This window comes from Flavobacterium sp. SLB02, from assembly GCF_009664855.1.
In the GTDB taxonomy this organism is placed as follows: domain Bacteria; phylum Bacteroidota; class Bacteroidia; order Flavobacteriales; family Flavobacteriaceae; genus Flavobacterium.
The window spans coordinates 4,398,913-4,425,628 of sequence record NZ_CP045928.1; the positions used below are offsets into that span (position 1 = coordinate 4,398,913).

At 34.0% G+C, this 26,716-nt stretch carries 27 protein-coding genes; 16 read left to right on the forward strand and 11 right to left on the reverse strand.

Going from position 1 to position 26,716, the window contains the following annotated elements:
* Positions 1-960 (forward strand): GlxA family transcriptional regulator, encoded by a 960-nt coding sequence (locus tag GIY83_RS16330; RefSeq protein ID WP_208682525.1) that lies wholly within the window; start codon positions 1-3, stop codon positions 958-960.
* Positions 961-1,124: 164 nt separating this feature from the next.
* On the opposite strand, the gene GIY83_RS16335 is transcribed toward GIY83_RS16330, so the two are convergent.
* From GIY83_RS16335 to GIY83_RS16365, 7 genes are all read right to left on the reverse strand, one after another.
* Entirely contained in the window at positions 1,125-1,790 is a 666-nt protein-coding gene (locus tag GIY83_RS16335; protein WP_194618081.1) for a murein L,D-transpeptidase catalytic domain-containing protein, read from the reverse strand.
* Between the two features lie 130 nt (positions 1,791-1,920).
* A complete protein-coding gene (clpX, locus tag GIY83_RS16340) occupies positions 1,921-3,153 on the reverse strand; it encodes an ATP-dependent Clp protease ATP-binding subunit ClpX (protein WP_194618080.1) in 1,233 nt (410 codons plus the stop codon).
* A gap of 175 nt (positions 3,154-3,328) precedes the next feature.
* A complete protein-coding gene (gene clpP / locus GIY83_RS16345; RefSeq protein WP_055095106.1) occupies positions 3,329-4,003 on the reverse strand; it encodes an ATP-dependent Clp endopeptidase proteolytic subunit ClpP in 675 nt (224 codons plus the stop codon).
* A gap of 372 nt (positions 4,004-4,375) precedes the next feature.
* Complete coding sequence (locus tag GIY83_RS16350) at positions 4,376-5,698, reverse strand: trigger factor (RefSeq protein WP_194618079.1); 1,323 nt, start codon at positions 5,696-5,698, stop codon at positions 4,376-4,378.
* A gap of 117 nt (positions 5,699-5,815) precedes the next feature.
* Positions 5,816-6,160 carry a phage holin family protein gene (locus GIY83_RS16355; RefSeq protein WP_208682527.1) on the reverse strand — a complete coding sequence of 115 codons (345 nt, stop codon included), beginning with the start codon at positions 6,158-6,160 and terminating at the stop codon, positions 5,816-5,818.
* Positions 6,161-6,311: 151 nt separating this feature from the next.
* Entirely contained in the window at positions 6,312-7,076 is a 765-nt protein-coding gene (locus GIY83_RS16360) for an alpha/beta fold hydrolase (RefSeq protein ID WP_194618077.1), read from the reverse strand.
* Positions 7,077-7,166: 90 nt separating this feature from the next.
* A complete protein-coding gene (locus tag GIY83_RS16365) occupies positions 7,167-7,880 on the reverse strand; it encodes a pyridoxine 5'-phosphate synthase (protein WP_194618076.1) in 714 nt (237 codons plus the stop codon).
* 116 nt (positions 7,881-7,996) lie between these two features.
* Here GIY83_RS16365 and GIY83_RS16370 point away from each other — a divergent pair, with 116 nt between their 5' ends.
* The 8 genes from GIY83_RS16370 (at position 7,997) to murI (ending at position 16,426) form a co-directional block, all read left to right on the forward strand.
* Positions 7,997-8,656, forward strand: a complete 660-nt coding sequence (locus GIY83_RS16370) for a CBS domain-containing protein (RefSeq protein WP_194618075.1) — start codon at positions 7,997-7,999, stop codon at positions 8,654-8,656.
* Positions 8,657-8,748: 92 nt separating this feature from the next.
* A complete protein-coding gene (locus GIY83_RS16375) occupies positions 8,749-9,636 on the forward strand; it encodes an NAD kinase (protein ID WP_194618074.1) in 888 nt (295 codons plus the stop codon).
* A 173-nt stretch (positions 9,637-9,809) separates the two neighbouring features.
* Complete coding sequence (locus GIY83_RS16380) at positions 9,810-10,499, forward strand: DUF6089 family protein (RefSeq protein WP_208682529.1); 690 nt, start codon at positions 9,810-9,812, stop codon at positions 10,497-10,499.
* 4 nt (positions 10,500-10,503) lie between these two features.
* Positions 10,504-11,244: an isoprenyl transferase gene (locus GIY83_RS16385; RefSeq protein ID WP_194618138.1), complete on the forward strand. Its 741-nt coding sequence runs from the start codon at positions 10,504-10,506 to the stop codon at positions 11,242-11,244.
* Positions 11,177-13,924, forward strand: a complete 2,748-nt coding sequence (locus tag GIY83_RS16390; RefSeq protein WP_208682531.1) for an outer membrane protein assembly factor — start codon at positions 11,177-11,179, stop codon at positions 13,922-13,924. Before GIY83_RS16385 ends, GIY83_RS16390 begins: the two co-directional genes overlap by 68 nt.
* A gap of 47 nt (positions 13,925-13,971) precedes the next feature.
* Positions 13,972-14,976 carry an OmpH family outer membrane protein gene (locus tag GIY83_RS16395; RefSeq protein WP_208682533.1) on the forward strand — a complete coding sequence of 335 codons (1,005 nt, stop codon included), beginning with the start codon at positions 13,972-13,974 and terminating at the stop codon, positions 14,974-14,976.
* 15 nt (positions 14,977-14,991) lie between these two features.
* On the forward strand, positions 14,992-15,495 hold the full coding sequence (locus GIY83_RS16400) for an OmpH family outer membrane protein (protein ID WP_194618070.1): 504 nt from the start codon (positions 14,992-14,994) through the stop codon (positions 15,493-15,495).
* 154 nt (positions 15,496-15,649) lie between these two features.
* Positions 15,650-16,426 carry a glutamate racemase gene (gene murI, locus GIY83_RS16405; protein WP_194618069.1) on the forward strand — a complete coding sequence of 259 codons (777 nt, stop codon included), beginning with the start codon at positions 15,650-15,652 and terminating at the stop codon, positions 16,424-16,426.
* 4 nt (positions 16,427-16,430) lie between these two features.
* Here murI and GIY83_RS16410 read toward each other — a convergent pair whose 3' ends face one another.
* Together GIY83_RS16410 and GIY83_RS16415 are read right to left on the reverse strand one after the other, a co-directional pair.
* Positions 16,431-17,666, reverse strand: coding sequence for an aromatic hydrocarbon degradation protein (locus tag GIY83_RS16410; protein ID WP_194618068.1), 1,236 nt, complete (start codon positions 17,664-17,666; stop codon positions 16,431-16,433).
* Entirely contained in the window at positions 17,667-18,995 is a 1,329-nt protein-coding gene (locus GIY83_RS16415; protein ID WP_228520537.1) for a DUF4270 family protein, read from the reverse strand.
* A gap of 282 nt (positions 18,996-19,277) precedes the next feature.
* Between GIY83_RS16415 and GIY83_RS16420 the strand changes: the two genes are divergently transcribed.
* The 6 genes from GIY83_RS16420 to GIY83_RS16445 all read left to right on the forward strand — a co-directional run bounded on the left by GIY83_RS16420 (position 19,278) and on the right by GIY83_RS16445 (position 24,082).
* Positions 19,278-20,069 carry a DUF6268 family outer membrane beta-barrel protein gene (locus GIY83_RS16420; protein ID WP_229029123.1) on the forward strand — a complete coding sequence of 264 codons (792 nt, stop codon included), beginning with the start codon at positions 19,278-19,280 and terminating at the stop codon, positions 20,067-20,069.
* Between the two features lie 16 nt (positions 20,070-20,085).
* Positions 20,086-21,093 carry a kelch repeat-containing protein gene (locus tag GIY83_RS16425; protein WP_194618066.1) on the forward strand — a complete coding sequence of 336 codons (1,008 nt, stop codon included), beginning with the start codon at positions 20,086-20,088 and terminating at the stop codon, positions 21,091-21,093.
* Positions 21,077-21,415 (forward strand): DUF4907 domain-containing protein, encoded by a 339-nt coding sequence (locus GIY83_RS16430; protein ID WP_229029124.1) that lies wholly within the window; start codon positions 21,077-21,079, stop codon positions 21,413-21,415. The genes GIY83_RS16425 and GIY83_RS16430 overlap by 17 nt, the downstream gene beginning before the upstream one ends.
* Entirely contained in the window at positions 21,416-22,540 is a 1,125-nt protein-coding gene (locus tag GIY83_RS16435) for a sensor histidine kinase (RefSeq protein WP_194618065.1), read from the forward strand.
* 12 nt (positions 22,541-22,552) lie between these two features.
* Positions 22,553-23,263, forward strand: a complete 711-nt coding sequence (locus GIY83_RS16440; RefSeq protein ID WP_194618064.1) for an intradiol ring-cleavage dioxygenase — start codon at positions 22,553-22,555, stop codon at positions 23,261-23,263.
* 102 nt (positions 23,264-23,365) lie between these two features.
* Positions 23,366-24,082 (forward strand): LytTR family DNA-binding domain-containing protein, encoded by a 717-nt coding sequence (locus GIY83_RS16445; RefSeq protein ID WP_173972201.1) that lies wholly within the window; start codon positions 23,366-23,368, stop codon positions 24,080-24,082.
* 62 nt (positions 24,083-24,144) lie between these two features.
* Here GIY83_RS16445 and GIY83_RS16450 read toward each other — a convergent pair whose 3' ends face one another.
* Together GIY83_RS16450 and GIY83_RS16455 are read right to left on the reverse strand one after the other, a co-directional pair.
* A complete protein-coding gene (locus GIY83_RS16450) occupies positions 24,145-24,663 on the reverse strand; it encodes a gamma carbonic anhydrase family protein (protein WP_194618063.1) in 519 nt (172 codons plus the stop codon).
* A 9-nt stretch (positions 24,664-24,672) separates the two neighbouring features.
* Positions 24,673-25,665 carry a type IX secretion system membrane protein PorP/SprF gene (locus GIY83_RS16455; protein ID WP_194618062.1) on the reverse strand — a complete coding sequence of 331 codons (993 nt, stop codon included), beginning with the start codon at positions 25,663-25,665 and terminating at the stop codon, positions 24,673-24,675.
* Positions 25,666-25,808: 143 nt separating this feature from the next.
* Here GIY83_RS16455 and GIY83_RS16460 point away from each other — a divergent pair, with 143 nt between their 5' ends.
* Positions 25,809-26,708: a NifU family protein gene (locus tag GIY83_RS16460; protein WP_194618061.1), complete on the forward strand. Its 900-nt coding sequence runs from the start codon at positions 25,809-25,811 to the stop codon at positions 26,706-26,708.
* Positions 26,709-26,716 lie beyond the last annotated feature (8 nt).

Genomic DNA, 26,716 nt, shown 5'->3' on the forward strand with positions numbered 1-26,716 from the left:
ATGAGTAAGAAAGTAGGCTTAATTGTACCGCACGACTATAAATTATTAAGCATAGCTGCGATTTTAGAAGTTTTTGAAACCGCCAATAAACTAAGTACCCAAAAACCTTTTGATATTATGGTTTTTCAATTGGCAGAACAAATCAATCAGGAACGTTTATTTGGTTATGAAGTCAATCCTATCGAAGATTCTAATGAAATTTTAGATTTAATTCTCATTCCTGCTTTTACTACAGATAATATGAGTGAGATGATTGCAAAGAACAGGAATTTTATTCCCTGGCTGCAAAAACAACATCGATCCGGAGCCGAATTGGCGAGTTTTTGCACAGGCGCATTTTTGTTTGCCGCATCAGGATTATTAAACGAAAAACTGGCTACAACTCATGTCGATGCCTGCAGTGCTTTTACAAAAGCGTTTCCGTTAGTAAAACTTAAAGCCGAAGAAACCCTAACGGCAGACGGCAGTTTATACACAAGCGGCGGTTCGACCTCAACATTTCATTTACTGATTTTACTGGTTCAGAAATATTGCGGAAACGAAATTGCGGTTCAGATTGCCAAGATTTTCTCGATCGATTTAAACCGATATAAACAGAGTTATTTCAGCACATTCAGACCCAATCATTTGCACAACGATGCTTTGGTCGCGATGCTGCAGCAAAAAATAGAAAGCCAGTATCAAACTATCGAAAAACTGGAAGAAATCACTAAAGATATCCCAACGAGTACCCGAAACATGACACGACGATTCAAACAAGTTACGGGAATTCCGCCAATTGAATATCTCCAAAATATACGGGTCGAAAGTTCTAAGAAATATCTGGAGCAAACCCAGCTTTCGATTTCGGAGATTATCGAAAAAACTGGTTACAATGATCCAAAAGCATTTCGAAAAGTATTTTTTAAAATGGTGGGCATGAAACCAATAGAATACAGAGAAAAATTTAGAGTGCAATAATTTTTTTCAGGAGCAGAAATTCCGTTTTAAAAACACCTTCTGTCCTGCTCTCCACTATATCTTTTGCTGTGAACCCTACAGCAAAAGGATGCCGTTTCGATCAGGGCTATATTAGAAATTTTATTTTCCATTAGAAAATCAGTCCGAAAAATTCAAACCAAGCTTTACGACTTAATAATCCACATCAGGACTTTTTTATTTTCCTTCAGAAGTTTATCGATCTCTTTCATGTCTGTATTAGAAACCGCAGGACAACCCCAACCTTCGGGAGTTCCCTGAGGATAAACTTCCTCGCTTGAAATCGCTTCCCAGGAATGCAATACTATTGCCCTGCTTCTGGCATGTGAATTTGTTTTTTCTTTTCCCTGCAAAACATAATTCACTTTTATACCCCACTGACTCACTCCGCGATCCAGAATAATAAATTTTCCAATTGACGAACAATGCGAATCAAACTCATTGCTTATTGGGGCATTTTCTTTCGACATCGTTGCGCCCCATTTGTTCTCGCCACAACCATGACTAACCATGTAGGCTTTTGATACTTTATTCTCTTTAAAATCATATACAAAAAATCTCTTAAGACCGGAATGCATGCCTAAATCGATCAGGAAAAATGTATCCTGATTGAGATTGTTGCGTTTGCAATATTGTAGTGCTTCTTTGTAATAAGTGCTGTAATCAATGTCTTCGATTTCGCTGCGAGGTTTTTCTTTAGGAGTAATTTCTAATGCCTTTTCAGGCTTAAAATTGCTTGCTTCCTGATGCTTTTTGTTGTTTTTACAGGACAACATCAACGCAAAGATTATGATGAAGATTATTTTTTTCATAATGCCAATTTACATAAAAACAGAAACGAAAAGAGTACAGAAAAAGTATAAAAAAAACCTGCTCTTTTATTGGAGCAGGTTTTAGGTATACTTTGTCAAAGTTTCAAACTTTGACAAAGTATATCAAGATTTATGAAGCAATTTCCATTCGCTTCAATAGATTTTTATTCAAAGTATGTTTTGCGTAATCTTTATCAATTGTCAACACTTTATCGTCTGAACTTGGCAATTCGTACATCGCATCTGTTAAGATGGCTTCGCATAACGAACGTAATCCACGAGCTCCTAATTTGTATTCTAAAGCTTTATCAACAATAAAATCTAATGCTTCATCTGAAATATTAAATTCAACATCATCCATCATGAATAATTTTTGATATTGTTTGATTAAGGCGTTTTTAGGCTGCGTTAAAATCGCACGTAACGTTTCTCTGTCAAGAGGATCCATATGCGTTAAAACCGGTAAACGACCAATGATCTCAGGAATCAAACCAAAGTCTTTGATATCTTTTGGAATGATATATTGCAATAAATTGTCTTTATCGATATTATCCACATTTTTAGAAGTAGAATATCCAACTGCCTGACGGTTTAAACGTTTCGAAATGATACGTTCTACTCCATCAAAAGCTCCTCCTGCAATAAACAGGATGTTTTGAGTATTTACCTCAACAAATTTCTGGTCTGGGTGTTTACGTCCTCCTTTTGGTGGTACATTTACAACTGTTCCTTCTAATAATTTCAGTAAAGCTTGTTGTACTCCTTCACCAGAAACGTCACGTGTTATCGATGGATTATCGCTCTTACGGGCAATTTTGTCAATCTCATCAATAAATACAATTCCTCTTTCGGCTTTGGTTACATCATAATCAGCAGCTTGCAGCAAACGTGTCAAAATACTTTCGACATCTTCACCCACATAACCAGCTTCAGTAAGTACGGTTGCATCAACGATAGCCAAAGGAACGTCTAACATTTTTGCGATAGTTTTGGCTACCAATGTTTTTCCGGTTCCGGTTTGTCCTACCATAATGATGTTACTTTTTTCAATCTCTACTTCGTCGTCTAATTGCTGTTGCATTAAACGTTTGTAGTGATTGTAAACCGCAACCGACATTACTTTTTTAGTCTGATCCTGACCAATAACGTATTGATCCAGGAAAGCTCTGATTTCTTTTGGTTTCTTTAAAATTAAATCCCCAACAAGTTTCGCGCTTCCGCTTGATTTTAATTCCTCTATTACAATTCCGTGTGCTTGTTCAATACACTTATCACAGATATGTGCATTTATACCTGCAATTAATAAATTGGTTTCTGGCTTCTTTCTTCCACAAAACGAACATTCTAATACTACTTTAGCCATTCTTTTTTAGTTACATAAGTCGCAAAGTTACTAAGTTTCTGAGATTTACCAATAAAACCTCAAAAACTTAGCAAGCTATTAACTTTTATTTTTTTTGTTTCAAGTTTAATTTGTTTCAAGTTTCAAGTTAATCTTAGAACCTTAGTCCCTTTGTAACTTTGAACATTAAAAAAAATTAGCTTCTTCTTAATACTTCATCAATCATTCCGTATTCTTTTGCTTCGTCAGCTTTCATCCAGTAATCACGCTCACTGTCTTTGTGCACTTTGTCAAAAGTTTGTCCTGAATGCTGAGAGATAATATGGTACAATTCATCTTTTAGTTTCAACATTTCGCGTAAGTTGATTTCCATGTCAGTTGCAACACCTTGTGCTCCTCCTGATGGCTGGTGAATCATTACTCTTGAATGTGGTAAAGCCGAACGTTTTCCTGCTGCTCCTGCACATAATAAAACTGCTCCCATTGAGGCTGCCATACCTGTACAAATTGTAGCTACATCTGGTTTAATGTATTGCATAGTGTCGTAAATTCCCAGACCTGCGTAAACGCTTCCTCCTGGAGAATTTAGATAAATTTGAATGTCTTTTGATGCATCAGCACTCTCTAAAAATAATAACTGAGCCTGAACGATATTTGCGATTTGGTCGTCGATACCTGTTCCTAAAAAGATGATTCTGTCCATCATTAATCTTGAAAATACGTCTAATTGAGAAATATTCAACTGACGCTCTTCGATAATATATGGAGTCATGTTTGTTGGGTTCATTGCTGCTACGATTTTGTCGTAGTACATTGCATTTACTCCCTGGTGCTTTGTAGCAAATTTTTTGAATTCTTTACCGTAGTTCATATTTTAAGTGTTCTAAGTTTATGTTATATCTGTATCTACTCTTCATCAAAGGTTGTACCTCTTTCTAAAGGATGTCAATTTGTCTTGGTTTTTTGTTTCAAGTTTAATTTCGTTTCAGGTTTCAAGTTTTTGAACTTGTTTTTAAATAGCCCAGATAGCAGTGAAAAGCTTTTTGAAATGGCAACTATTTTTTGTTGGTAAAAAAAAGCGACCAACGGAAGCTCTTTTTTTGCCTTACAAAAAAAGGCAGCCATAAAAAAACTTGTAACGAATAGCTGAATTAGCTTCTGAAAAGTAATCAAAAATAAATTAAAACAAAAGAGCGTCAGGAAAAAACTTCCCGACGCTCAAATATACTTATTGTTTTAGAAATTATTCTCCGTAAGACGCAGCAATAAATTCTTCGTAAGTTACTTCTTTAGTTGTTGGATTTGCTTTTTCTTTGAACACTTCTAACAATTTTTCTGCTACTACTTGCTCAGAAAGTCTTTTCACTTCTTCTTGGTTAGATAATACTCTAGCCACGATTCCTTGTACTTCTTCGTCAGTTGGGTTTGTTTGTCCAAATTGAGCCATTTGTTGTCTGATCGCGTTTGTTGTAAAAGCTTTCAAGTCTTCGAATGTAATTTGGATATTGCTTTGTGCCATTGCTTTTCCTTCGATCAATTGAAAACGTAATCCTTTTTCAGATCTTGCGTATTCAACTTCAGCTTCTTCTGCAGAAAGTTTTTTCTCTCCAACAGTTTGTAACCATTTTTTAAGAAATTCAGCTGGTAAATCAAATTTTGTATTTTCGATTAGGAAATCCTGAACGTCTAATAATAATTTTTGGTCTGCTTGTTGCGCGAATTGAGCTTCAGCATCTTCTTTGATTTTAGCTTTTAAATCTTCAAGAGAAGCTACTTTTCCTTCACCAAAAAGTTTATCAAACAATTCCTGGTTTAATTCTGCCAATTCTGCTCCGTTGATTGCTTCGATAGTAAAGTTTACCTCGATATCTAATCCGTGAACATCATCATGAGCTACTTTTAAATAGTCCATTAATTGGTGGTCATCTGCAAATAAACCTTTTGTGCTTACTGTAACAACATCTCCAACTTTTTTACCGATGAATTTGTCAGCAGCAGCTTTGTTAAAAGTAGATACAGCAATTGTAGTAGTATTGTTGATTCCTTTTTCTTCGTTTGCGAAAGTTCCGGTTAAATCTGAATCAGCTTCAACTTTATCTTGTGGAATTGCTTTTCCAAATTGTTTTTGAATACGTTCTACTTGTCCGTCGATTAATTTATCATCAGCAGTAACGATATATTTTACGATATCATTTTTCGCTTCTAAGTCAATTTCAAAGTTTGGCACTAAACCAATTTCGTATTCGAAAGTTAGTTCTTCAGCATCCCAATCAAAGTTTTCGTTTTCTTTAGCAAGAGGAGTTCCTAAAAGATTTAATCTTTCAGATTGAACAAAACGCTCTAAAGCCAAATCAACTACTTTTTTAACTTCTTCTTGCTTAATAGCTTTTCCGTATTGTTTTTCAACAAGGTCTTTAGGAACTTGTCCTTTTCTAAAACCTTTAACGGTTGCCAATGGCATTTTTTCGTTTATTCTTTTTGCTACCTGACCTTTATAATCCATGTGAACAACTGTCATTACAATTGTTTCATTCACAGCGTCTATTGCTACTCTTTTAATATCCATCTTCTTCTTTAATTTACATAATAAAATTGGGTTGCAAAATTATAAAATTTTTGCAACCCAACCAAGTTTTTAATTTATTGTATTTGAAGGGGTTTTTAGCCCGCTTTATATTTTGATTTAATTATCGTCTCCTAAAATTTTATAAGTAATCGACTGAAGAATAGACAGTATAACACTAAACAGCAATGCGGTCCAGAATGAGTCGACTGCAAAACCTCCGACAATATTGGTGCACAACAAAATAATGATGGCATTAATTACCAATAAAAATAAACCTAAAGTTATAAAGGTAACAGGCAAAGTCAGGATAACCAATATTGGTTTTATAAAAAGATTTAGCAATCCTAAAACAATCGCAACGATTACTGCCGTGCCAAAACTCGCGACATGAACCCCAGTTAAAAAATTAGCGATTAACAACACCAAGGCAGCAGTAACAAGGAGTCTAAGTAATATTTTCATATTTTTTGATTTTTAAAGTTAGATTAAAAGTAGTGAATTTTACACTGTTTTTTTTGCCACAGATTAAAATGATTTTTTTTGCCACAAATTTCACCAATTTTCACCAATTAAAATTGAGTCAATATTGAATTAAAATTTGTGGCGACTTTTTTTAATCTTTTAAAAACTCAGTCGTTAATTCAAAAAACAATTTAGGATTTTCGGCGTGAAGCCAATGTCCTGCGTTTGGAATTGTTTCGAACTTAACGTTTGGAAATTGCTGACGTATGGCATCAAAATCTGAATCCTGAATATATCCTGAATTTCCTCCGCGAATAAACAGGGTTGGTTTATCGAAAACCAAATCATCTGCCAAAGCTTTTCCAATGGCGTCTAAGTTATTATTGAAAGCAGCAAGATTAAATCTAAAAGCCAATTGTCCTGGCTCCTGCCAATATAAATTCTTTAATAAAAATTGTCGGGTTCCAAAATCAGGAACATATTCTGACAAAGTTGCCTCGACATCATTTCGGCTTGGTTTTACCGAAAAATCAATGGCATTTAAACCTGCCAATATATCCTGATGATGTTGTTTGTAAAATTTAGGCCCAATATCGGCCACAATTAGTTTATCTACAATTTCAGGATGTGTGGTGGCAAAAAGCATGGCTACTTTTCCGCCCATCGAATGGCCAAGAATGTCAATTTTAGTTAATTGATTGGCCTGACAATATTCGAAAACATCCTGCACCATGGCCTCATAGCTCCATTCGTCTGAATGAAAGCTACGGCCGTGATTTCGTAAATCTAAGATATGAACCTGAAATCCGGCTTCTACATATTGTCCTGCCAAAGTTTTCCAGTTATCAGACATTCCTAAGAATCCGTGCATGATGATAAATGGTTTTCCTTCGCCTTCTATTTTTGAGTATAACATTAAATTTTACTTTAAATATTTATTTTATCCTTAAAGATCATACGAAGCTACGCAAGCAACTCCTGAATTTTCTTCATTTTTTTTGAAAATCTATTTCAATTTATTCAAATACATATTCACCACATTATCCAAACCAAGATATAATGCCTCAGCAATCAAAGCGTGACCAATAGAAACTTCTAATAAACCTGGAATATTTTGATTAAAGAACTGAATATTATCTAAACTCAAATCATGACCGGCGTTAATTCCCAAGCCTAATTCGTTGGCTAATTCTGCTGCTTTCACATAAGGATCAATTCCGTTTTTGTTTCCCAAATCATATTGGTATGCAAAAGCCTCGGTATATAATTCGATTCTGTCTGTTCCTGTTTTTTTTGCTCCTTCGATAATATCCAAAACCGGATCAACAAAAATCGAAGTTCTGATTCCGTTACGCTGAAATTCCTGAATTACTTCCCTCAAATAATCCTGATTTTTTATCGTGTCCCAACCTGCAGAAGAGGTAATTGCTCCAATGGCATCCGGAACTAATGTTACCTGGGTTGGTTTGCATTCTAAAACCAAATCGATAAAATTATGCTGAGGGTTTCCTTCGATATTATATTCTGTATGAACGATTGCTTTTAAATCGCGTGCATCCTGATAACGAATATGACGCTCATCCGGACGTGGATGAATGGTAATTCCTTGTGCTCCGAATTTCTGGATATCGGTGGCTACTTTTAATAAATCAGGAACATTTCCTCCTCGCGCATTTCGAAGGGTTGCAATTTTATTGATATTTACACTTAACTTTGTCATATAAATAGATAATTAATTCTAGTAACACTATATTTGTTACGACAAAAATACAAAGTAAAACGTAGCAGTTTTTGCTATTTTTTGATTATTTTGCATGAAATATCCTTAACAGATTTATGACAGAAATTACAAACTATATCACCAATGATTTCAGAGCGATAGATAGTCAGGAAACGATAGCCACGGTTCAGGACTTTTTTGCTGATTTGAATTTTTCGCATTTTCCGGTTCTGGAAAACGGAATTTTCATTGGAAGTATCGCTGCTGATGATGTCGAAACTTTTGACACAGATAAAAAAGTTATAGATTACAAATACACTCTGGAACGTTTTTTTGCCCGAAAATCGATGATCTGGCTTGATGTTTTAGAAGTTTTTGCAAAGAATCATACCAATGTAGTATCGGTTCTTGACGAAAACAATGCCTACATTGGCTACTATGAAATGGAAGATATCATGAAATTTTTTCAGGAAACTCCATTTTTAAAAGAGCAAGGCGGTATCATTATCGTTCAAAAAGGGCTTTTAGATTATTCTATGGGTCAGGTAACCCAAATTGTAGAAAGCAATAATGGTAAAATCCTGGGCTGTTTTGTATCTGAAGCTGATCTGGAGAATGTTCAGATTACCATAAAAATTGGCGTTGGTCCAATGAATGAAATTATTCAGACCTATAGAAGATATGGCTATGAAATTATTTCAGAACATCAGGAAGACGCTTACATCAATAGCCTGAAAGAGCGCTCAGATTACCTGGACAAATACCTTAATATATAAATTAGAAAATTGGTCAATGAGAAAATTAGAAAATGATCTCAACTAATAAAGTATCAAATTAACACATTTCCCTTATTATCTAATTAGAAAGAATGAAAGTAGCCATATACGGACAGTATTATCAAAACAGTACGGAACCCATTATCAAAGATATTTTTTTGTTTTTCAAAAACAACAATGTCGAAATGGTTATTGAAGAAAACTTTCTGGAAATGCTTCACGAAAAACAACTTGTTAAAAAAGAATATGAAACTTTTTCGTCCAGTACATCATTAGATGATAGTTTTGATATGCTAATTAGTATTGGCGGCGACGGAACCATTTTAAGAGCCGCAACATTAGTTCGTAACTCAGGCGTTCCCATATTAGGAATCAATGCAGGAAGATTAGGATTTCTGGCCACAGTTCCTAAAGAAAGTATTGATAATTTTTTACAGTTTGTAATTGACAAAAACTATACGATTTCTGAAAGAACTTTACTCAGTATAACTTGTGATCCAAAAAATGATGCAATCGAAGAGAATCTGAATTTCGCCATGAATGAAGTAACTGTGAGCCGAAAAGACACCACATCGATGATTACGGTTGATACTTACTTAAATGATGAATATTTAAACTCGTACTGGGCAGATGGCCTGATCATTTCCACACCTACCGGTTCTACAGGATATTCATTAAGCTGTGGAGGCCCTATTTTGACCCCAAATGTCGAAAGTTTAGTCATTACACCAATTGCTCCACATAATTTAAACGCCAGACCCCTTGTAATCCCGGACAACACCGAGATTAAACTTCGTGTTTCAGGAAGAGAAGACCAATATTTAGTTTCGTTAGATTCCAGAATTGCCTCGGTAAAAAACGAATCGGTTTTAACGATCAGAAAAACTGATTTTAAAATAAATATGATCGAAATCCCAGGAGAAACTTTCTTAAAAACCTTACGAAATAAATTACTTTGGGGAGAGGATAAGAGAAATTAAGCTCTTTTATGATTCACAACTATACGATAATACCACATTTTGCCGTTCTGCATGTATCGAATCATCATTAAATGTCTCAAAACCATATTGTAAATTTAAAAAAAAGCACATTTAACCAAAGGAACGTTGATTCGTATCGATAATTATTATATTTGCACGCAATTTTGAATTAAATGAAGAAAATTTTTAATTTATTGTTATGTTTTTTCCCCTTTATCACACTAAATGCTCAAATCAATGAGATTGGTGTTTTTCTTGGTGGAAGTAACTTTGTTGGTGACGTAGGAAGTACTACTTATATTACTCCTGAAAAGCTGGCTGTTGGTATTTTATATAAATGGAATAAAAGTCCGCGTCATGCGTATCGTTTTTCCTATACGCAATCAAGCGTAGCCGGAAATGACCTTGATTCGAAAGAAACAGGACGAAACCTGAGAGGTTATAGTTTTAAAAATGACATAAAAGAACTGTCTGCCGGTTTAGAATTTAATTTTTTCGATTTTAATCTGCATGATTACCATACAAAAGTTACTCCTTATATATATTCGGGATTAAGTTTTTTTCTTTATGACCAATTGTATCGTAACATAACCAATCCAGACGTAATGCAAAAGCAAAACGGAAGTTCGTTTGCTATACCTATTATATTAGGTATAAAATCGAATATAGCACCGCACTGGGTTTTAGGAGCCGAAGTTGGAGCCCGCTACACCTTTACAGATAATATCGACGGAAGTAACCCCAATACAAACAGTGCAAACGTACTGAAATTTGGAAATTTAAATAATAATGACTGGTATGTGTTTTCAGGTATCACTTTAACTTATACCTTTGGACAAAAACCTTGCTATTGCGCATATTAATAAAATGAATTTACAAGACTCTATAGATCACACAAACTTACCCAAACATTTGGCCATAATTATGGACGGAAATGGCCGTTGGGCAAAACAACAAGGTTTTTTAAGAGCATTTGGTCATGAAAACGGAACAAAATCTGTAAAAAAAACAATTACCACTTGTGCCAAACTTGGCATTGAGTACTTAACGCTTTATGCTTTTTCTACAGAAAACTGGAATCGTCCTAAATTAGAAGTCGAAGCATTAATGAAAATATTAATCAATTCATTAAAAAAAGAGCTTGTTACTTTGCAGGAAAACAATATCAAACTTAATGCAATTGGAAATCTTGACAAATTACCAAAATCAGCTCAAAAAGAGTTATTGGATGTAATAGACAAAACAAAAAATAATACCCGTCTTACTCTAACCCTGGCTTTAAGTTACGGATCAAGAGAAGAATTGGTAAATGCCGTGAGAATCATCAGTGATAAAGTTAAAAATAATATAATTTCAATAGACGCTATTGACGATTCAATTATAAATGAGCATCTTTACACGCAAAATTTACCTGACGTAGATTTATTAATACGAACAAGTGGAGAACATAGAATAAGTAATTTTTTGCTGTGGCAAATCGCCTATGCAGAATTATATTTTACTAACGTCTTGTGGCCAGACTTTAAAGATCAAGATTTATATGAGGCTATTATTAGTTATCAAAAAAGAGAACGTAGATTTGGAAAAACCAGTGAACAAATTAAATAATATTTTAGTGTTACAAAAAAGAATACAAATAGTCCTTACCCTAGTTCTTTTGGGTAGTTTTTCACAAATAAAAGCACAAGAAAGAGTTCCTTTTGATCAGGGAAAAAAATATATTCTTGCTAAAGTTTCTGTTGTTGGTAAAATAAGCTTCAATGAACAAACTGTTGTTACCTTTTCCGGCCTCCAAAAAGGACAGGAAATAGCCGTACCTGGTGAAGAAATCAGTGGCGCTATCAAAAAGTTAGGTAAACTTGGTCTATTTGATGAAATTGCCTTCTACGTCAATAAAATCGAAAATGATAGTATTTATTTAGATCTTAACATTGTTGAGCTTCCTAAACTAAATGAAGTAAAATTCGTTGGTATCAAGAAAAGCAAAGTCGAAGGACTAATTAAGGACAACAATTTGACCAAAAACAAAATTGTCAACGAAAACTTAATTACGACAACCAAAAATTATATCGAAAACAAGTATAAAAAAGACGGCTTCTACAACACCAAAGTTACTATTACAAATACTCTTGATACGGTAAACGGTCATCACGTAAATATGCTCGTTCGGGTAGACAAAGGTGATAAAGTAAAAATCAGCAGTATCGATTTCATTGGAAACAAACAACTTACCAGCTCTCAATTAAGAGCTGCGATGAAAGATACAAAGCAAAAAAATATACTTCGTATTTTAAAATCTTCAAAGTTTATTCCTGAAAAATACAAAACCGACTTAGAAAAAGTTGTTGCTACCTATAAAGAAAAAGGATATCGTGATGCACGTATTATTTATGATTCTGTTACTTATAACAAGAAGAAAAATATGCTTGCCATTAAAATAAAGATGGAAGAAGGAAACAAATATTACTTTGGTAATATTAAATTCCTAGGAAATACAGTGTATCCGGATCAATTATTAAGCCGTTATTTAGGAATTAAAAAAGGTGAAACTTACAACGGAGTTTTACTTGAAAAACGTATCGCTGATAAAACAAAACCTGATGCAGAAGACATTACAAACTTATACCAAAACAATGGTTATTTGTTCTCTAATATCAATGCTGTAGAGGTAAAAACAGTAAACGATACTATCGATTTTGAAATCAGGGTTACAGAAGGACCTATTGCTTATTTTAATAAAATATCTGTAGTAGGAAATGACAAAACCAATGACCACGTTATCTACCGTGAGCTTAGAACTAAGCCGGGAGAAAAATACAGTAAAGAACAATTGGTTAGAACTATTCGTGAAATTGGACAATTAGGATTCTTTGATCCTGAGGCAATTGATCCAAAATTCAAGAATGTTGATGCCAGTGCAGGAACTGTTGATATCGAATACCACGTAGTAGAAAAAGGATCCAGCCAGGTTGAACTTCAGGGAGGTTATGGTGGTGGAGGTTTCATTGGAACCTTAGGATTGTCATTTAACAACTTCTCTGCCAGAAACATTTTCAACAAAGAGTCTTACAAGCCATTACCAATGGGAGACGGACAAAAAGTATCACTTCGTTTACAAGGAAGTACCTATTTCCAGACGTATAGTATCTCTTTCTCAGAGCCATGGTTCGGAGGTAAAAAACCAGTACAATTTAGTTCATCTATCTCTTATAGTAAACAATTCTTAAATAACTATGCTACAAGAAGTGTAGATAAAAGCAAAAGTTTTAACATCTTAACATTACAAGTAGGTTTAGCAAAACGTCTTACTGTGCCGGATGATTATTTTGTATTATCACAATCTGTGAGTTACCAACATTATGATTTAAATAATTACAACACAGGATTATTTACTTTTGGTAACGGAGCATCAAGAAACTTAGCTTATACAATCGGACTTTCAAGAAGTAATAAAGGGGTTAACCCAATATTCCCAACTTACGGTTCAGACTTTAGTATTTCTGCAAAAGTAACGCCTCCTTATTCATTATTTAATGGTATTGATTACGGAAATTTACAAAATGAAAAAGAATACAAATCACAATATACAGGATCACCAACTTCAGGTGTAGACGGACAGCCTCTTAATACAGGTGATTATGTAAAAACAGAAACAGTAAACGGACAGTCAGGAATTGTAAGTGTTGGATCTGATTATGCAAGTGCTGATACTGACCAGGGAAAAGTCGATCAAAAGAAATACAATTGGTTAGAGTACTATAAAATTAAATTTAAAGCAGACTGGTATACTAAACTGTATGGTAAATTAGTTCTTAGAACATTAACCGAGTTTGGTTTCTTAGGTGCTTATGATCAAACAAGAGGTGTTGTACCGTTTGAACGTTTCTATTTAGGAGGAGACGGAATGCAGAGTTACTCAATGGATGGTAGAGAAACTATCGGATTAAGAGGTTATGAAAATAACTCTTTAACTCCTGTAAACGCCAACAATGAGCAAATTGGAGCAACGATTTATAACAAATTCTCTATGGAATTACGTTATCCAATTACATTAAAATCATCTGCATCGATCTATGCGTTGGCCTTTTTAGAAGCTGGTTCATCATACCCAACTTTTAAAGCTTACAACCCATTTGACCTTTATCGCTCTGCTGGTGTTGGTTTACGTGTATTCATGCCTGCGTTTGGATTATTAGGTATTGACTGGGGTTATGGATTTGATCCTCAACCGGGAGAGACTAAAGCACACGGTAAAGAAATTCACTTTATTATTGGACAACAGTTTTAGTAGAAATTTTAGTACATTTGTTTGAAATTTTCAAATAGACTAATATTATGAGAAAACAATTTTTATTTATATTTTCAGCTTTGATTGTAGCATATACTAGTCAGGCTCAGACGAGGACGACAAGGATTGGTTACATCGACATGGAATATATTCTAGAAAATGTTTCAGATTATAAAGAAGCTAAGGCTCAATTAGAGTTAAAAGCTCAAAAGTGGAAACAAGATATAGAAGCCAAAAAACTCGAGATCAATAAACTTAAAGAGGGACTTAAAGCCGAAAGAGCTTTACTTACCAAGGAACTTATTGATGAAAGGGAAACAGAAATTAAATTTCTGGAAGGTGAAATGCTGACTTATCAGGACAAACAATTTGGAGCTAACGGAAACTTGATCCACCAAAAGGCAGCATTGGCAAAGCCGATACAAGATCAGGTTTTTACCGCAGTTCAGGATATAGCAGAAGCTAAAAATTATGATTTTATCTTTGATAAATCATCCGATTTAACAATGCTTTTTAGTAATAAAAGATTTGATATTAGCGATCAGGTTATTCGTGTTTTAAACCGTACTGATAAACGTGAGCAACTGACTAAAAAACAATTGAAAGATCAGGAAGCCAAAGAAAAAATAGAAAATGCTATTGATGAAAATCCGGCAATGCAGGACAGACAAAAAGTATTAGACGAGAAAAGGGCTGCCAGAGAAAAATTAATTGAAGACAGACGTTTAGAACAGGAAGCTAAGAAAAAAGAATACGACGATCGAAGAAAAGCGATTGCAGCTGAAAGAGAAGCGAAAAAAAATGGCACGGTTTCTGAACCAGTTAAAACAGAGACAACCAAAACAGACGCTACAAAAACTGATGCAACAGCACAACCTGCAGCGACAACAACAACTCAGCCTGCAGTAGACAAAGCAGCAGAAAGACAAAAGCTTTACGAGGAACGTAAAAAAGAATTAGAAGAGAGAAGAAAGAAAATTTTAGAAGAAAGAGAAGCGGCTAAAAAAGCAAAAGAAGCCGAAGCACAAAAATCAAATACGACCAATAATTAATTAATATTTTTAAAAATGATGAAACAAATCAAAACTTTACTAATTGCTGCCATTTTAGTTTTAGGAGCAAGTAACACAATGAACGCACAAGCTAAGGTAGCTCATGTTGATGTTAGCGAGATTATGTCGAAAATGCCTGCAATGCTGGATGCACAAAACCAATTACAAAAATTAAGTGGTACATACGATGCAGAATACAAAAAAATGGTTGACGAATACCAAGTAAAAATCAAAAAGTATGAAGCTGAAGCTGCAACAGTAACAGAAGCTGTAAACACAGAACGTTCTAAAGAAGTTCAGGACATGCAAAAAAGAATCGTTGACTACAGAGACAACGCTCAAAAAGAATTACAACAAAAAGAAACTGACATCGTAAAACCATTAATGGAAAAAGTGAGAGCTTCTATCCAAAAAGTTGGAAAAGCTAAAGGTTTCCAATATGTATTAGATGGTTCTACTCTTTTATTAGCTGACGGTCCAAACTTGACTGCTGATGTAAAAAAAGATTTAGGATTCTAAAAAACAGATTTCTTAAAATAAAAAAACTGCTTAAACTTGTAAAAGATTTAAGCAGTTTTTTTTTACATTTAATTAAAACTAAAAAACCGAAATATTCGCACATTTCACCTAAATTGGAATACTAATTTATTTCAAAAAACACTAAATTTGTAGCATGACGAATAACAATCCTATAGGCATTTTTGATTCTGGTATTGGAGGAACTTCCATCTGGAGCGCCATTCACGACTTACTTCCAAACGAAAAAACTATTTATTTAGCCGATAGTAAAAATGCTCCTTATGGTCAGAGAACAAAAGAAGAGATTGTTGCCCTGAGCAAAAAAAATGTTGATTTTTTACTTGATCAGAATTGCAAACTGATTGTCGTAGCCTGCAATACCGCGACAACAAATGCTATTTTAGAACTTCGTGCTAATTATGATATCCCCTTTATAGGAATTGAACCCGCCATAAAGCCGGCCGCCAATAACTCAAAAACACAAGTAATTGGCATTTTAGCAACTAAAGGAACGTTGAATAGCGAGTTATTTAATAAAACGGCAGAGATGTTCCAGAACACTAAAATAATTGAACAGGTGGGCTACGGACTTGTTCAGCTTATTGAAGATGGAAATCTAAATTCTCCTGAAATGACTCAGTTACTAGAATCGTACCTGCAGCCTATGATCGATGCTAATATAGATTATCTTGTTTTGGGCTGTAGCCACTACCCTTACTTAATTCCTCAGATTAAAAAAATCCTGCCCGAACATATTCAGATTATTGATTCGGGAGAAGCGGTCGCAAGACAAACTCAAAATATTTTGCGCGATAAAGTGGGTTTTAATGACAATCAAAAAAGTGATCCTGTATTTTATGTCAATTCAAATCCAGAGGTTTTAAAATCAATTTTAGAATACAAATATCCTGTAATTCAAAAAGACTTTTAATCCCTTAATCTATTTTTCGTTTAATAAACCATATTCCGTCTAATGATAAATTAAGAGATAGTTTATGGTAGTTTTCTTTTATTAAATTGTTCGAAATACTTCCTTTTTGTCCGTACGAATACGAAATATTCAAAGCCGAATATGTATTTTCAAGCGGCAAAGAAAGCCCAAAAGAAACCGCTGCATTATTGATGCGTTTTCCGTCGACTTCCAGGTAACCGGTATCAAAGTTTACCCCTGTCGCATATTGAATTCGATCCCAATATTTTCGAACATTCTTTTTAGTTCTGTACGTAAAGCCAAGTGCAAATCGATCCTGATTGACAAAATTGCCATACAACTCAGACTGGTTACTATTACTCCACAAACTTTTTTCGTAATCTAACGTCATGTTCAGATTATTTTTAAAACGCTTACTGATTCCAAAACCCATTTCTAAAGGCACGTAGTAATCGTCTGTATCCGATTTAACATTAGACTCTACAGTAGTGACAACATCATCTGCAATAGTCTGAACCGTTTGTACCTTTGAGGCTTTAATTTGAGCCGGTAGTTTGAATGTGGTAGCAATGGTAAAAGTAGAATCAATTTTATATTGCGCTCCTAATGTACCACGCCAGCCGTTATACGTTGTTTTTTTCTGAATACTGGTAATCGAATTCGAAATCAAAAAGCTTCGATCGTCACTTGTATTTCCAAACAATACAGCTGCCGACGCTCCAAGAGATAATTTTTTTCCAAATCGATAGCCGTATGAAAAATCAAAATTATTTAATCCGCCAGACCCCATAGCAGTTAAATAGTAATAATCCTGACTATTTTCTATAGGCATTTTTAAGTTTGAAATTTTAAATGCAGCACTCGAATACGGTTTTAAAGCCAAACTAAATCCCGAATTTTTAGTAACCGGAAAGGCAAAAGCAATATGCGAAAATTGAAAATTATTGCGGCTTTCGCTTTTCGAATTGTTTTGATAAGTTGTTGCAATAGCCTTTCCTCCTATGTCAAACATAAAATGATTTTGAGGTAAATATCCTAATGCTGCCGGATTTAGATTATTTATAAAAGTATCTGATGGCAAAGCAATTCCCGATGAACCAATGGAAGGAATTACACCAAAATCAGCATCATATAAACTACCCACCCCGTATAACGAATAAGGCGAACTTGAAATACTTTGCGAAAACGAAGTTAGCGACAAAACCATGAAGCAACTTAAATACACGAATTTACTTTTCATTTAATAAGAGATGTAATAAATTTTAAGCTGGATTTTATTGTTTAAGTTTTTTTGATCACCTAAAACAATTCGACCCACGGCTTTAGAAATTGAAGGTAATGTCAGGATAAGAGAGGATCGGGAATCTGTATTTTTTAGCATTTCTTTTTGCAAAAAAGTACCAATAGGGATCGTATATCCAATGTTTTCATTAAACTCATCAGTTTTTTTATTGAGAATACCAAAAACCGCAGTTCCTGCAGAATTCTGTAATGAACCGCTCAACCTGTTCAAATTATCAGCCACATAAATCTTTAAGGAATCAGCCAGAGGATAATTTTGAGAATACGTATTACTAACAGGTTTCAGAAGAATTTTAGCATCTACAATTGCTCCATTGGCAGCTATCTTTTTAAGCTGCTTGATATTCGGAAAATCGATCCTGCACGCCACACCTGAACCCGATTGAATAAATCCCTGCTTATTGGTTAATGCGCTTGAAAGTTTACTGCTCGATACAGGTAAATTTTCAAGTAAAGTTCCCGTTTTGTCGGATGAAATGGCATTGAATTGTTTTGCAGCATCCGTAATAGTAAAATCTAGTATAAAAGAAACTTGTTCAGTGTCTGCCTGATACTTTGAGTAATACAGCCGGACTTTGCTTGTTGCAACATGAAAACCAATAACGCTGGTAGAATTTGAAGTTACCGGCACAAGAACGAGACCTTTTAGATATTCATTAAAACTATCAAAGTCTGTAATTTCTCTTTTCTTTAATTTCTGAAAGAGAGCCGCTCCAAAAGCATCATTCATTTTAATATTGACAGAGTCTTTCTCAATTGGCCTGGGTTTATAAGATATTGTTCCTAAACTTTCGTCACTATAGGTCAATGACGAATTATTATAGAAGCTTTTATCCTCGGTATTAGGCTTTACTTTTTGAGTTAGTCGATGAATATTAAAAGTTTGCACCTTTGTGGTATCCCCATAATAATAGTTATCATATTTTAGAATCATCGAAATAGAATCAAAAACATAATTGGTCGTTTCTGTATCAGAACCGCTACTATTTAATACATACGAATTTGAAGCCAATTGAAAATAACTGTTCGATTTTACTTCCCCAAAAATGGGATCTTCATAACTCCCTATCAAAATACGGTTTTGACTGGAGGTGACAAGAGAGTCAAAATTTATCGTAGACATTTCCACTGTAACGGTATCAATTAAAATAACTTTATTACCTACGGCGAGATAATCTGACCCTACAACAAATTCGCCGGCATCAGAATCAGTTCCGCATGAAATTACGGTTATTGCCAAAAACAACATCAATATAAACTTGTGCATATTCAAATTTTTTGAACAAATATAAATTGCACTCTCCTGCACTACACTATAACATATACAACCAAGCGTTTTTAGACTATAAAAGGCAAAAAAACATCTATAACATATCAATACCATCAAATACTTCACTCAGCCTTAAAAAGTGCCATTTAGTCTATCAAAAAGTACCGTACATATATCTTCTTTTTTTTAAAACCACTAGCCACCTACTTTTGAACCAATAAATAAGTAATGAAAACAAGGTTTTTAATTTGTTCGTTTTTTTTGATTTCAATTTTCAGCATGAAAGCTCAGGAGAACTTTTCAGTATATGCGAATGCAAAAACAGAACCTACCGATAAGATTAAATTTAATGAAACCAATATTGGTATAACGTTTATTAAAGAAATAGGTTCGAGAAACAAAATAACAAACATATTAGAATATTCTAATTTGAAAGTGAATTATGAATTAGACAGCAATATTACGTATACGAATTTGGATCAGTTTAATCAGATTCAGAACAAGTTTGAATTTTCTCGCAAGATTTCAAAAACAACAAATATGAATTTTTCGATTACGCCAACGGTAAATTTTCAAAGTAATTTAGACAGTAATGATTTCACCCTTTTAGGAAGTTTTCAGGTTCAGCAGCAACTCAGTTCAAAGACGTTTTTCAGCATTGGAATGGCAAGAACAAGCATTTTTGGTTCTCCTAAATTCCTGCCTGTTGCATCCTTAAACTACAAAGTAAACAACGAAGCTTCTTTGCTCATTGGGTTTCCGGATTCAAAAATTTCATACTCAAACAATATTCGAAACAAATTTAGTGTAAACAATAGTTTCAATGGTAATTTTTATCATTTAGACCCAGAAAATAATCTAAGTAACAATGCCTCAAAAGTGAGCTTATCGCAAATGACTACGGCACTTGAATACGAAAGAAATGTAGACAAAAACTGGTTTCTAAATTTTAAAGCCGGATATGATTTTAATAAAAAATACAACCTCATCGATAAGGACAATCATAAAGTATATGACTTTAATACCGGTAATGGTTATGTTTTAGGAATTGGCATTAAATACAAACAATAAATAAATTTAATACACTATGAATAATTTGAAAAAAGGAATATTATTCGCGGCATTGTTTTCAAGCCTCTTTTTTATTGGCTGCAGCAACGACGATGACGACGATGATTTAGTAGGAAACTGGATTAAAAAATCGGCATTTGATGGACCTGCAAGATCTAGTGCTACCAGTTTTGTTATTGGAGATTATGCTTATGTAGCAACAGGTTATACGGGTGACGTTTATTTAAAAGATTTATGGGCGTACAATTCTACCGGAGATTATTGGGAACAAAAAGCTGATTTTACAGGAATTGGAAGAAGCTCTGCCTCTAGTTTTACACTTAATGATAAAGGCTATGTTGGTCTTGGCTACGATGGAACCAATAAACTAAAAGACTTTTATCAATACGACCCTACAAGTAATAGCTGGACTCAAAAAGCTGATTTTGCAGGAACAGGACGTTATGCTGCGGTAGGTTTTCAGGCTGGCGGAAAGGCTTATTTTGGAACTGGCTATGACGGAAATTACCTTAAAGATTTTTATCAGTACAATGACCTGACCAATACATGGACACTTGTAAACGGATTTAGTGGAAATAAACGCCGTAATGCTACTGCTTTTGTAATTGCAAACAAAGTATATTTTGGAACCGGAATTAATAACGGAGTTTATCAGGAAGATTTCTGGGAGTTTGATCCTGCTACAGATGTATGGACCAGAAAACGTGATATAGATAAGGACACAGATGATGATTATTCTTACAATGATGAATACGCAATTGTTCGTTCGAATGCTTCTAGTTTCACCATGAACGGATTAGGATATATTGTGGGAGGAGAAAATGTAAAAACAACCTGGGAATACAATCCATCAACAGATTTATGGGTAGAAAGAACCCCAATGGAAGGAGCCAGCAGAACAGATGCAGTTGGTTTTGCCATAAACAATCGTGGTTTTTATATGCTTGGAAGAGTAGGTTCTACCTATTTTGATGATGCCTGGGAGTTTAAACCTTTAGACGAACAAAGTGACGACGATAATTAATCATAAAAAACAATTCTTCTGGAGTAAAATCCGGAAGAATTTAATGTTGCTTTTACCGGTTTTACTATTTACAGCTTGTGTGAAAAATGAAAATTTTAAAACGGAATCCTTTAGAACTACGTCAGGTTGGGGTTATTCCATTGCTTTTAAAAATAAAATTATAATCAGGCAGTCTGTGATTCCGGTAATAAGCGACACTAAAAGTTTTACTAGTGAAAGTGACGCCTTAAAGGTCGCTCATTTAGTAGTAAACAAACTCAATCAGAACATATCACCAACCGTAACCAAAAATGATTTAATTTTATTAAAAATTAAATTATAAATGACAATAGATACTATCAGAAACACGAGTTCAAATAAAATTTTATTTCATTGCATTATATGGATTTTCTTCATTCTGACTTCATTAATTCAGTTTTACGAAAGTCCGTTCAGGATCAACAATGATTTTTATGTACAATGGGCTACAGGAATTATCCTGTTCTATCTCAATTACTTTTATTTGGTTCCCGTATTACTTTTAGAAAAAAAATACTGGTTGTATTTTGTATTTGTATTTGCTCTTATTTTATTATTTATGATTATAAGGATTAATTATTTTATTCCTGACTTTTCGCAGGTAAGACAATTAAAGCCTAGCAACATTATGCACACCATACCGCCAGAAGATTTTAAATTAATGTATAAAGGCCGAAGAGTAAGAGCTGCAGTGTTAGCAACAAGACAGCCTTTATTTTTTAAAATTGGGCCTTCATTTTTTTATATCTTAATTATTACCATAAGCGCTATTATTAGAACGCTTACAGAATTTTATAACAATCAGCAAAACAAATTAATTGCAGAAACACACAGAACAAATACCGAATTGATTTATTTGCGCAAACAGACCAATCCGCATTTCTTATTCAATTCCTTAAATAGTATTTATTCACTGGCACACAAGAAATCTGATTTGGTCCCTGATGCCATCGTAACATTATCAGAGCTCATGCGCTATATGCTCTATGAAACAGATAATAAAACGGTGGCTTTAGAAAAAGAAGTCAATTACATCCAGAATTATATCGAGTTACAAAAACTCAGGCTCAACAATATCGAAGACATTGTTATCAATGTACACGGTGATACCCGAAACAAGTTTATTGAACCTTTATTGCTTATTTCGTTTGTTGAAAATGCGTTTAAATACGGAACCGATTACAAAGGTGCCGCACATGTAAAAATTAAGATTTTTATTCTTGAAAACAGTCTTGATTTCTGGATCGAAAATACTATTGAAAACTATATTAAAGATCCTGAAAACTCAGGAATTGGATTGGTAAACATTCAAAACCGACTGGACTTGCTTTATCCTAATGCACACGAACTCAACATTACACAAGACAATCACTATTATCGTGTGCATTTGAATTTAAAATTAGACAAAATTCAGACCGCAATAAATTAAAGATAACGGATTATGGACAGAAAAAAATTCATCCGAAATGGTATCTTAGGAATTGCTTCACTGGCCACAGCTTCTAAATTATTAGAATCATGTTCTAAAAGTGACAATGATGATTCCGGTTCAGACACTTTTGGAGATGGAAGCTGTTCTGTTTCTCCATCAGAAACCAAAGGCCCATTCCCTATTAAAACACCTAGTCAGTTAGTTTTAGAAAACATAAAATCTGATAGAATTGGAGTTGCGTTGCTTATTAATTTAGTTATCGAAAATAAAAACAATAATTGCTCGCCATTGGCCGGTGTTTTGGTCGATGTATGGCATTGCGCCAAAGACGGAAATTATTCAGAATACGGCGGAACCTCAATGCAACAAACGGATTATACCTCAGTTCATTTTTTAAGAGGCAGACAAACTACAGATTCAAAAGGAGAAGTTTCGTTTCTTTCGATTTTTCCTGGCTGGTATCAGGGCAGGGCACCGCATATACATGTTGACGTTTTGAGCGCCAGCGGCTCATCATTACTGGTAACACAAATTGCTTTTCCCAAAACTATTTCGAGTACCGTATATTCGAGTACCAACTATGCCGCTCACGGCCAGGCCGATACTTCGAACACAAAAGACAATGTCTTCTCTGACAGTTTAGCTGATGAATTAGCTACCCTAACAGGTAATCTAACAGATGGTTATACTTTAAGCAAAACAATTATTGTAAAAGGATAATCGAGCATAATCCGTATTTTATGATAATTTTAAAACTTAATTTACTGGTTTAAAACTACTTTTGAGCACCAAATAAAATCTTTAAATCTAAATCTTCAACAAATGAAATGTGTAATTATAGACGATGAACCTTTAGCGGTTGAATTATTAGAAGATTTTGTTCGAAAAGTAGATTCGCTCGAACTCATCAGTACCTTTAATAATGCTATCGATGCCGTTTCATTTATAAACCAAAACAATGTTGATTTGATTTTTCTGGACATTCAGATGCCACATTTTTCCGGAATTGATTTTTTAAATACAATCGAAAAAAAGCCTTTGGTTATTTTTACAACTGCTTTTTCTGATTATGCCGTAGAAGGTTTTAACCTGGGTGCTGTAGACTATTTAGTAAAACCTATTCCGTTTCATCGTTTTTTAAAATCGGTTGTACGTGCGCAACAGGTTTTAAACCCCTCAACAGCCATTCAGGCCATTTCTGAAAACACCACTGCTCCTGAATTAGAACAGGATTTTATGTTTGTAAGGGCAGAATATGAAAACGTCAAAATGAATTTTTCAGATATTTTATTTATCGAAGGTTTAAAAGATTACGTCAAAATTTACACGACAGATAATAAATTCACGCTGACTTTAATCAGTTTAATAAAGCTGGAAAACTTACTCTCCAGCAAAGGATTCTCCCGAATTCACAGGTCGTATATCATTAATATAAAACATGTAAAATCGATTCAGAAAAATAAAGTTTTGATTAGCGACAAACGAATCCCGATAAGCGAAAGTTATAAAAATGCTTTTTTCGAAAGAATCAACTTGTAAGTTTTTTAAATTCCCAAAAAAAACCGATACCTATCGGGATTATTTTTTGGAATTTAAAAATTTTATTCTTCGTTTTTAAACCAACCCGAATACATGACATAATTGTTCGAAATACGTTCAATTTCGCCTGCAAAGTCTGACTGGTCAATATCTTTTACTTTTTTTGCCGGAACACCTGCGTAGATGGCTCCAGAAGGTACAATTGTATTTTGAGTAACAACAGCTCCCGCAGCTATAATTGAGTTGCTTTCTACAACACAATTATCCATTACTATGGCCCCCATTCCAATCAAAACATTGTCATGAATCGTACATCCATGCACGATAGCATTATGTCCTATCGAAACATTGTTTCCTATAATAGTGGGGTGTTTTTGATAGGTACAATGTATAATTGCCCCATCCTGAATATTCACTTTATTCCCAATCGAAATAAAATTTACATCGCCGCGAATTACAGCATTAAACCAAACGCTGCAGGAATCTCCAAAAACAACGTCGCCAACAATTGTAGCGTTTTCAGCAACATAACAATCCTCAGGGATCGAAGGGGTTTTTCCGTTTACAGATTTTATAAGCATGATAAAAATTTAATTAATGGCCGGACAATTACAATCGTAACGTTCCTTTTTACAAAATAAATTAATTCCCAAAGTAATTTGATGGTATCCGCCAGTGTCAAATTTCACATCGCCGGTAACCTGAGAATATGTATAAGCAAACATAAAGTTTTTATAGTTTACACCTATTATAGGTGTGATATATTGCAATTTTTGAGAAGCTACTCCATTATTTGAGTTACTATATTGTACGCCATCAAAACTTCTTCTGTACGATAATGCAGCCCACAAGCTACCAAAATCCATGTTTTTATAAGCCTTCATATTTAAATCAATAGATTTTTGCTGTGTTTTATCAAATAATTGAAATAAAATCGATGGCTCCCAGGTAATACTATTGCTTTTACCAAAAACATATCCGGCACTCAATAAAAACTTTCTAACATTATCACTTTCGTAGTCCGTGTACAATTCTCTTCTGGTTTCTAATAATCCCTGTACTGTTGCATGGGCATAAAAATCAAGATAATTATAAGAGGCTCCAACATCAATATTAAAATAAGAATCCTTTTGAATCTGACCAAAAACAATTGGGTCAAAAGTTCCTCCAAATTTAGTTTCATCAAGCTGGCTCTGAATTATTCCTCCGCTAATACCAAATGAAAGCTGATTTAGATCGATTTCATCTCTGGAGAACATAATATGGTGCGCATAAGTAAGCTTTACTCCTTTTTGCGAATGATAACCATTTTCATCATTAAAAATAATAATTCCGGCCCCTGATCGTTCGCCTACTCTACCATTAAAAGTTAAGGTTTGAAGTTGTGGTGCATCTTCCTGACCAAACCACTGTTTTCTAGCTGTTAATCTTATTTTAGCACAATTGGCAGCACCTGCCATTGAGGGGTGAATCAAGTAATAATTATCTGATAAATAATCTGAATAAACGGGTATTCCTTCTTGCGAATAGGAATAAGATGTTACGATTAAAAAAATAAATAAAACCCTGATTCTAAATTTCATAAAGGCAAATTTGTTGGTATAAATTTTAGACTCTCACAATTTAATACGATTTATTTGAAAAGAGTCTTAATTATTTTATTAAAAAATCAAATATAGGTATTAGTAGAAAATAACTTTACTAAATTTGTGGAAAATTACAAATCATGACAAAAATCACCATAAAAGAAACTCAAAATCCAACTATACTAAAGTTCGAATTTGAAGATTTCATTACAAAAAATCAAAATTTTGAATTTAAAAATATCGATGAAGCACAAGCATCGCCATTAGCACAACAATTATTTTATCTTCCGTTTGTAAAAACGGTATATATTTCAGGAAACTTTATTGCCATCGAAAGATACAGTATTGTGGAATGGGATGATGTAAAAGATGCTGTTGCTGAACAAATTGCCTCATTTGTAGACAAAGGCGGTATCATCATAAAAATGGATGAGAATGCGCCTAAAAAGCAACCTATCACGGTTTACGGAGAAACCACTCCTAATCCTGCTGCTTTAAAATTTGTAGTAAGCAGAATGCTGACCAAAAATGCCGTTGAGTATAAAAATATCGATCAGACGGCTTCTTCTCCACTGGCAAAAGAATTGTTTAAATTTCCGTATGTAAAAGAAGTTTTTATTGATGAGAATTATATTTCGGTAACTAAATATGATATCAACGATTGGGATGAAATTACTTTAGAAGTAAGAACTTTTATCAAACAATATATCGAGAACGGAGGAACTGTTTTAGATGAAAGTTTAATTGAAGTTGCCACTAAAAATGATGTTACAAAAGATGAAGCATTTGATAAATTAGATGTTACCTCTCAACAAATCATCAATATATTAGAAGAATACGTGAAACCTGCAGTTGCGGCTGATGGTGGAAACATTGCTTTTGACTCTTATAATGAAGACGACAAAACGGTAAAAGTAATTTTGCAAGGTGCCTGCAGCGGTTGTCCTTCTTCTACTTTTACTTTGAAAAGCGGAATCGAAAATATGCTAAAAAGTATGTTGAATGATGAAGCGATCAAAGTAGAAGCTGTAAATGCATAATTATTTAT

Excerpts from the sequence above, each read along its gene's own strand:
- clpP (WP_055095106.1), bottom strand. The coding sequence starts at position 4,003 with ATGAACTACGGTAAAGAATTCAAAAAATTTGCTACAAAGCACCAGGGA.
- GIY83_RS16350 (WP_194618079.1), bottom strand. The coding sequence starts at position 5,698 with ATGGATATTAAAAGAGTAGCAATAGACGCTGTGAATGAAACAATTGTA.
- GIY83_RS16420 (WP_229029123.1), top strand. The coding sequence starts at position 19,278 with ATGAAAGCTCAGGAGAACTTTTCAGTATATGCGAATGCAAAAACAGAA.
- GIY83_RS16330 (WP_208682525.1), top strand. The coding sequence starts at position 1 with ATGAGTAAGAAAGTAGGCTTAATTGTACCGCACGACTATAAATTATTA.
- GIY83_RS16435 (WP_194618065.1), top strand. The coding sequence starts at position 21,416 with ATGACAATAGATACTATCAGAAACACGAGTTCAAATAAAATTTTATTT.
- GIY83_RS16415 (WP_228520537.1), bottom strand. The coding sequence starts at position 18,995 with ATGCACAAGTTTATATTGATGTTGTTTTTGGCAATAACCGTAATTTCA.
- GIY83_RS16370 (WP_194618075.1), top strand. The coding sequence starts at position 7,997 with ATGACAGAAATTACAAACTATATCACCAATGATTTCAGAGCGATAGAT.
- GIY83_RS16355 (WP_208682527.1), bottom strand. The coding sequence starts at position 6,160 with ATGAAAATATTACTTAGACTCCTTGTTACTGCTGCCTTGGTGTTGTTA.
- GIY83_RS16390 (WP_208682531.1), top strand. The coding sequence starts at position 11,177 with ATGAGGCTATTATTAGTTATCAAAAAAGAGAACGTAGATTTGGAAAAA.
- GIY83_RS16455 (WP_194618062.1), bottom strand. The coding sequence starts at position 25,665 with ATGAAATTTAGAATCAGGGTTTTATTTATTTTTTTAATCGTAACATCT.
- GIY83_RS16425 (WP_194618066.1), top strand. The coding sequence starts at position 20,086 with ATGAATAATTTGAAAAAAGGAATATTATTCGCGGCATTGTTTTCAAGC.
- GIY83_RS16400 (WP_194618070.1), top strand. The coding sequence starts at position 14,992 with ATGATGAAACAAATCAAAACTTTACTAATTGCTGCCATTTTAGTTTTA.
- GIY83_RS16460 (WP_194618061.1), top strand. The coding sequence starts at position 25,809 with ATGACAAAAATCACCATAAAAGAAACTCAAAATCCAACTATACTAAAG.
- GIY83_RS16440 (WP_194618064.1), top strand. The coding sequence starts at position 22,553 with ATGGACAGAAAAAAATTCATCCGAAATGGTATCTTAGGAATTGCTTCA.
- clpX (WP_194618080.1), bottom strand. The coding sequence starts at position 3,153 with ATGGCTAAAGTAGTATTAGAATGTTCGTTTTGTGGAAGAAAGAAGCCA.
- GIY83_RS16445 (WP_173972201.1), top strand. The coding sequence starts at position 23,366 with ATGAAATGTGTAATTATAGACGATGAACCTTTAGCGGTTGAATTATTA.
- murI (WP_194618069.1), top strand. The coding sequence starts at position 15,650 with ATGACGAATAACAATCCTATAGGCATTTTTGATTCTGGTATTGGAGGA.
- GIY83_RS16365 (WP_194618076.1), bottom strand. The coding sequence starts at position 7,880 with ATGACAAAGTTAAGTGTAAATATCAATAAAATTGCAACCCTTCGAAAT.
- GIY83_RS16410 (WP_194618068.1), bottom strand. The coding sequence starts at position 17,666 with ATGAAAAGTAAATTCGTGTATTTAAGTTGCTTCATGGTTTTGTCGCTA.
- GIY83_RS16360 (WP_194618077.1), bottom strand. The coding sequence starts at position 7,076 with ATGTTATACTCAAAAATAGAAGGCGAAGGAAAACCATTTATCATCATG.
- GIY83_RS16450 (WP_194618063.1), bottom strand. The coding sequence starts at position 24,663 with ATGCTTATAAAATCTGTAAACGGAAAAACCCCTTCGATCCCTGAGGAT.
- GIY83_RS16375 (WP_194618074.1), top strand. The coding sequence starts at position 8,749 with ATGAAAGTAGCCATATACGGACAGTATTATCAAAACAGTACGGAACCC.
- GIY83_RS16385 (WP_194618138.1), top strand. The coding sequence starts at position 10,504 with ATGAATTTACAAGACTCTATAGATCACACAAACTTACCCAAACATTTG.
- GIY83_RS16380 (WP_208682529.1), top strand. The coding sequence starts at position 9,810 with ATGAAGAAAATTTTTAATTTATTGTTATGTTTTTTCCCCTTTATCACA.
- GIY83_RS16335 (WP_194618081.1), bottom strand. The coding sequence starts at position 1,790 with ATGAAAAAAATAATCTTCATCATAATCTTTGCGTTGATGTTGTCCTGT.
- GIY83_RS16395 (WP_208682533.1), top strand. The coding sequence starts at position 13,972 with ATGAGAAAACAATTTTTATTTATATTTTCAGCTTTGATTGTAGCATAT.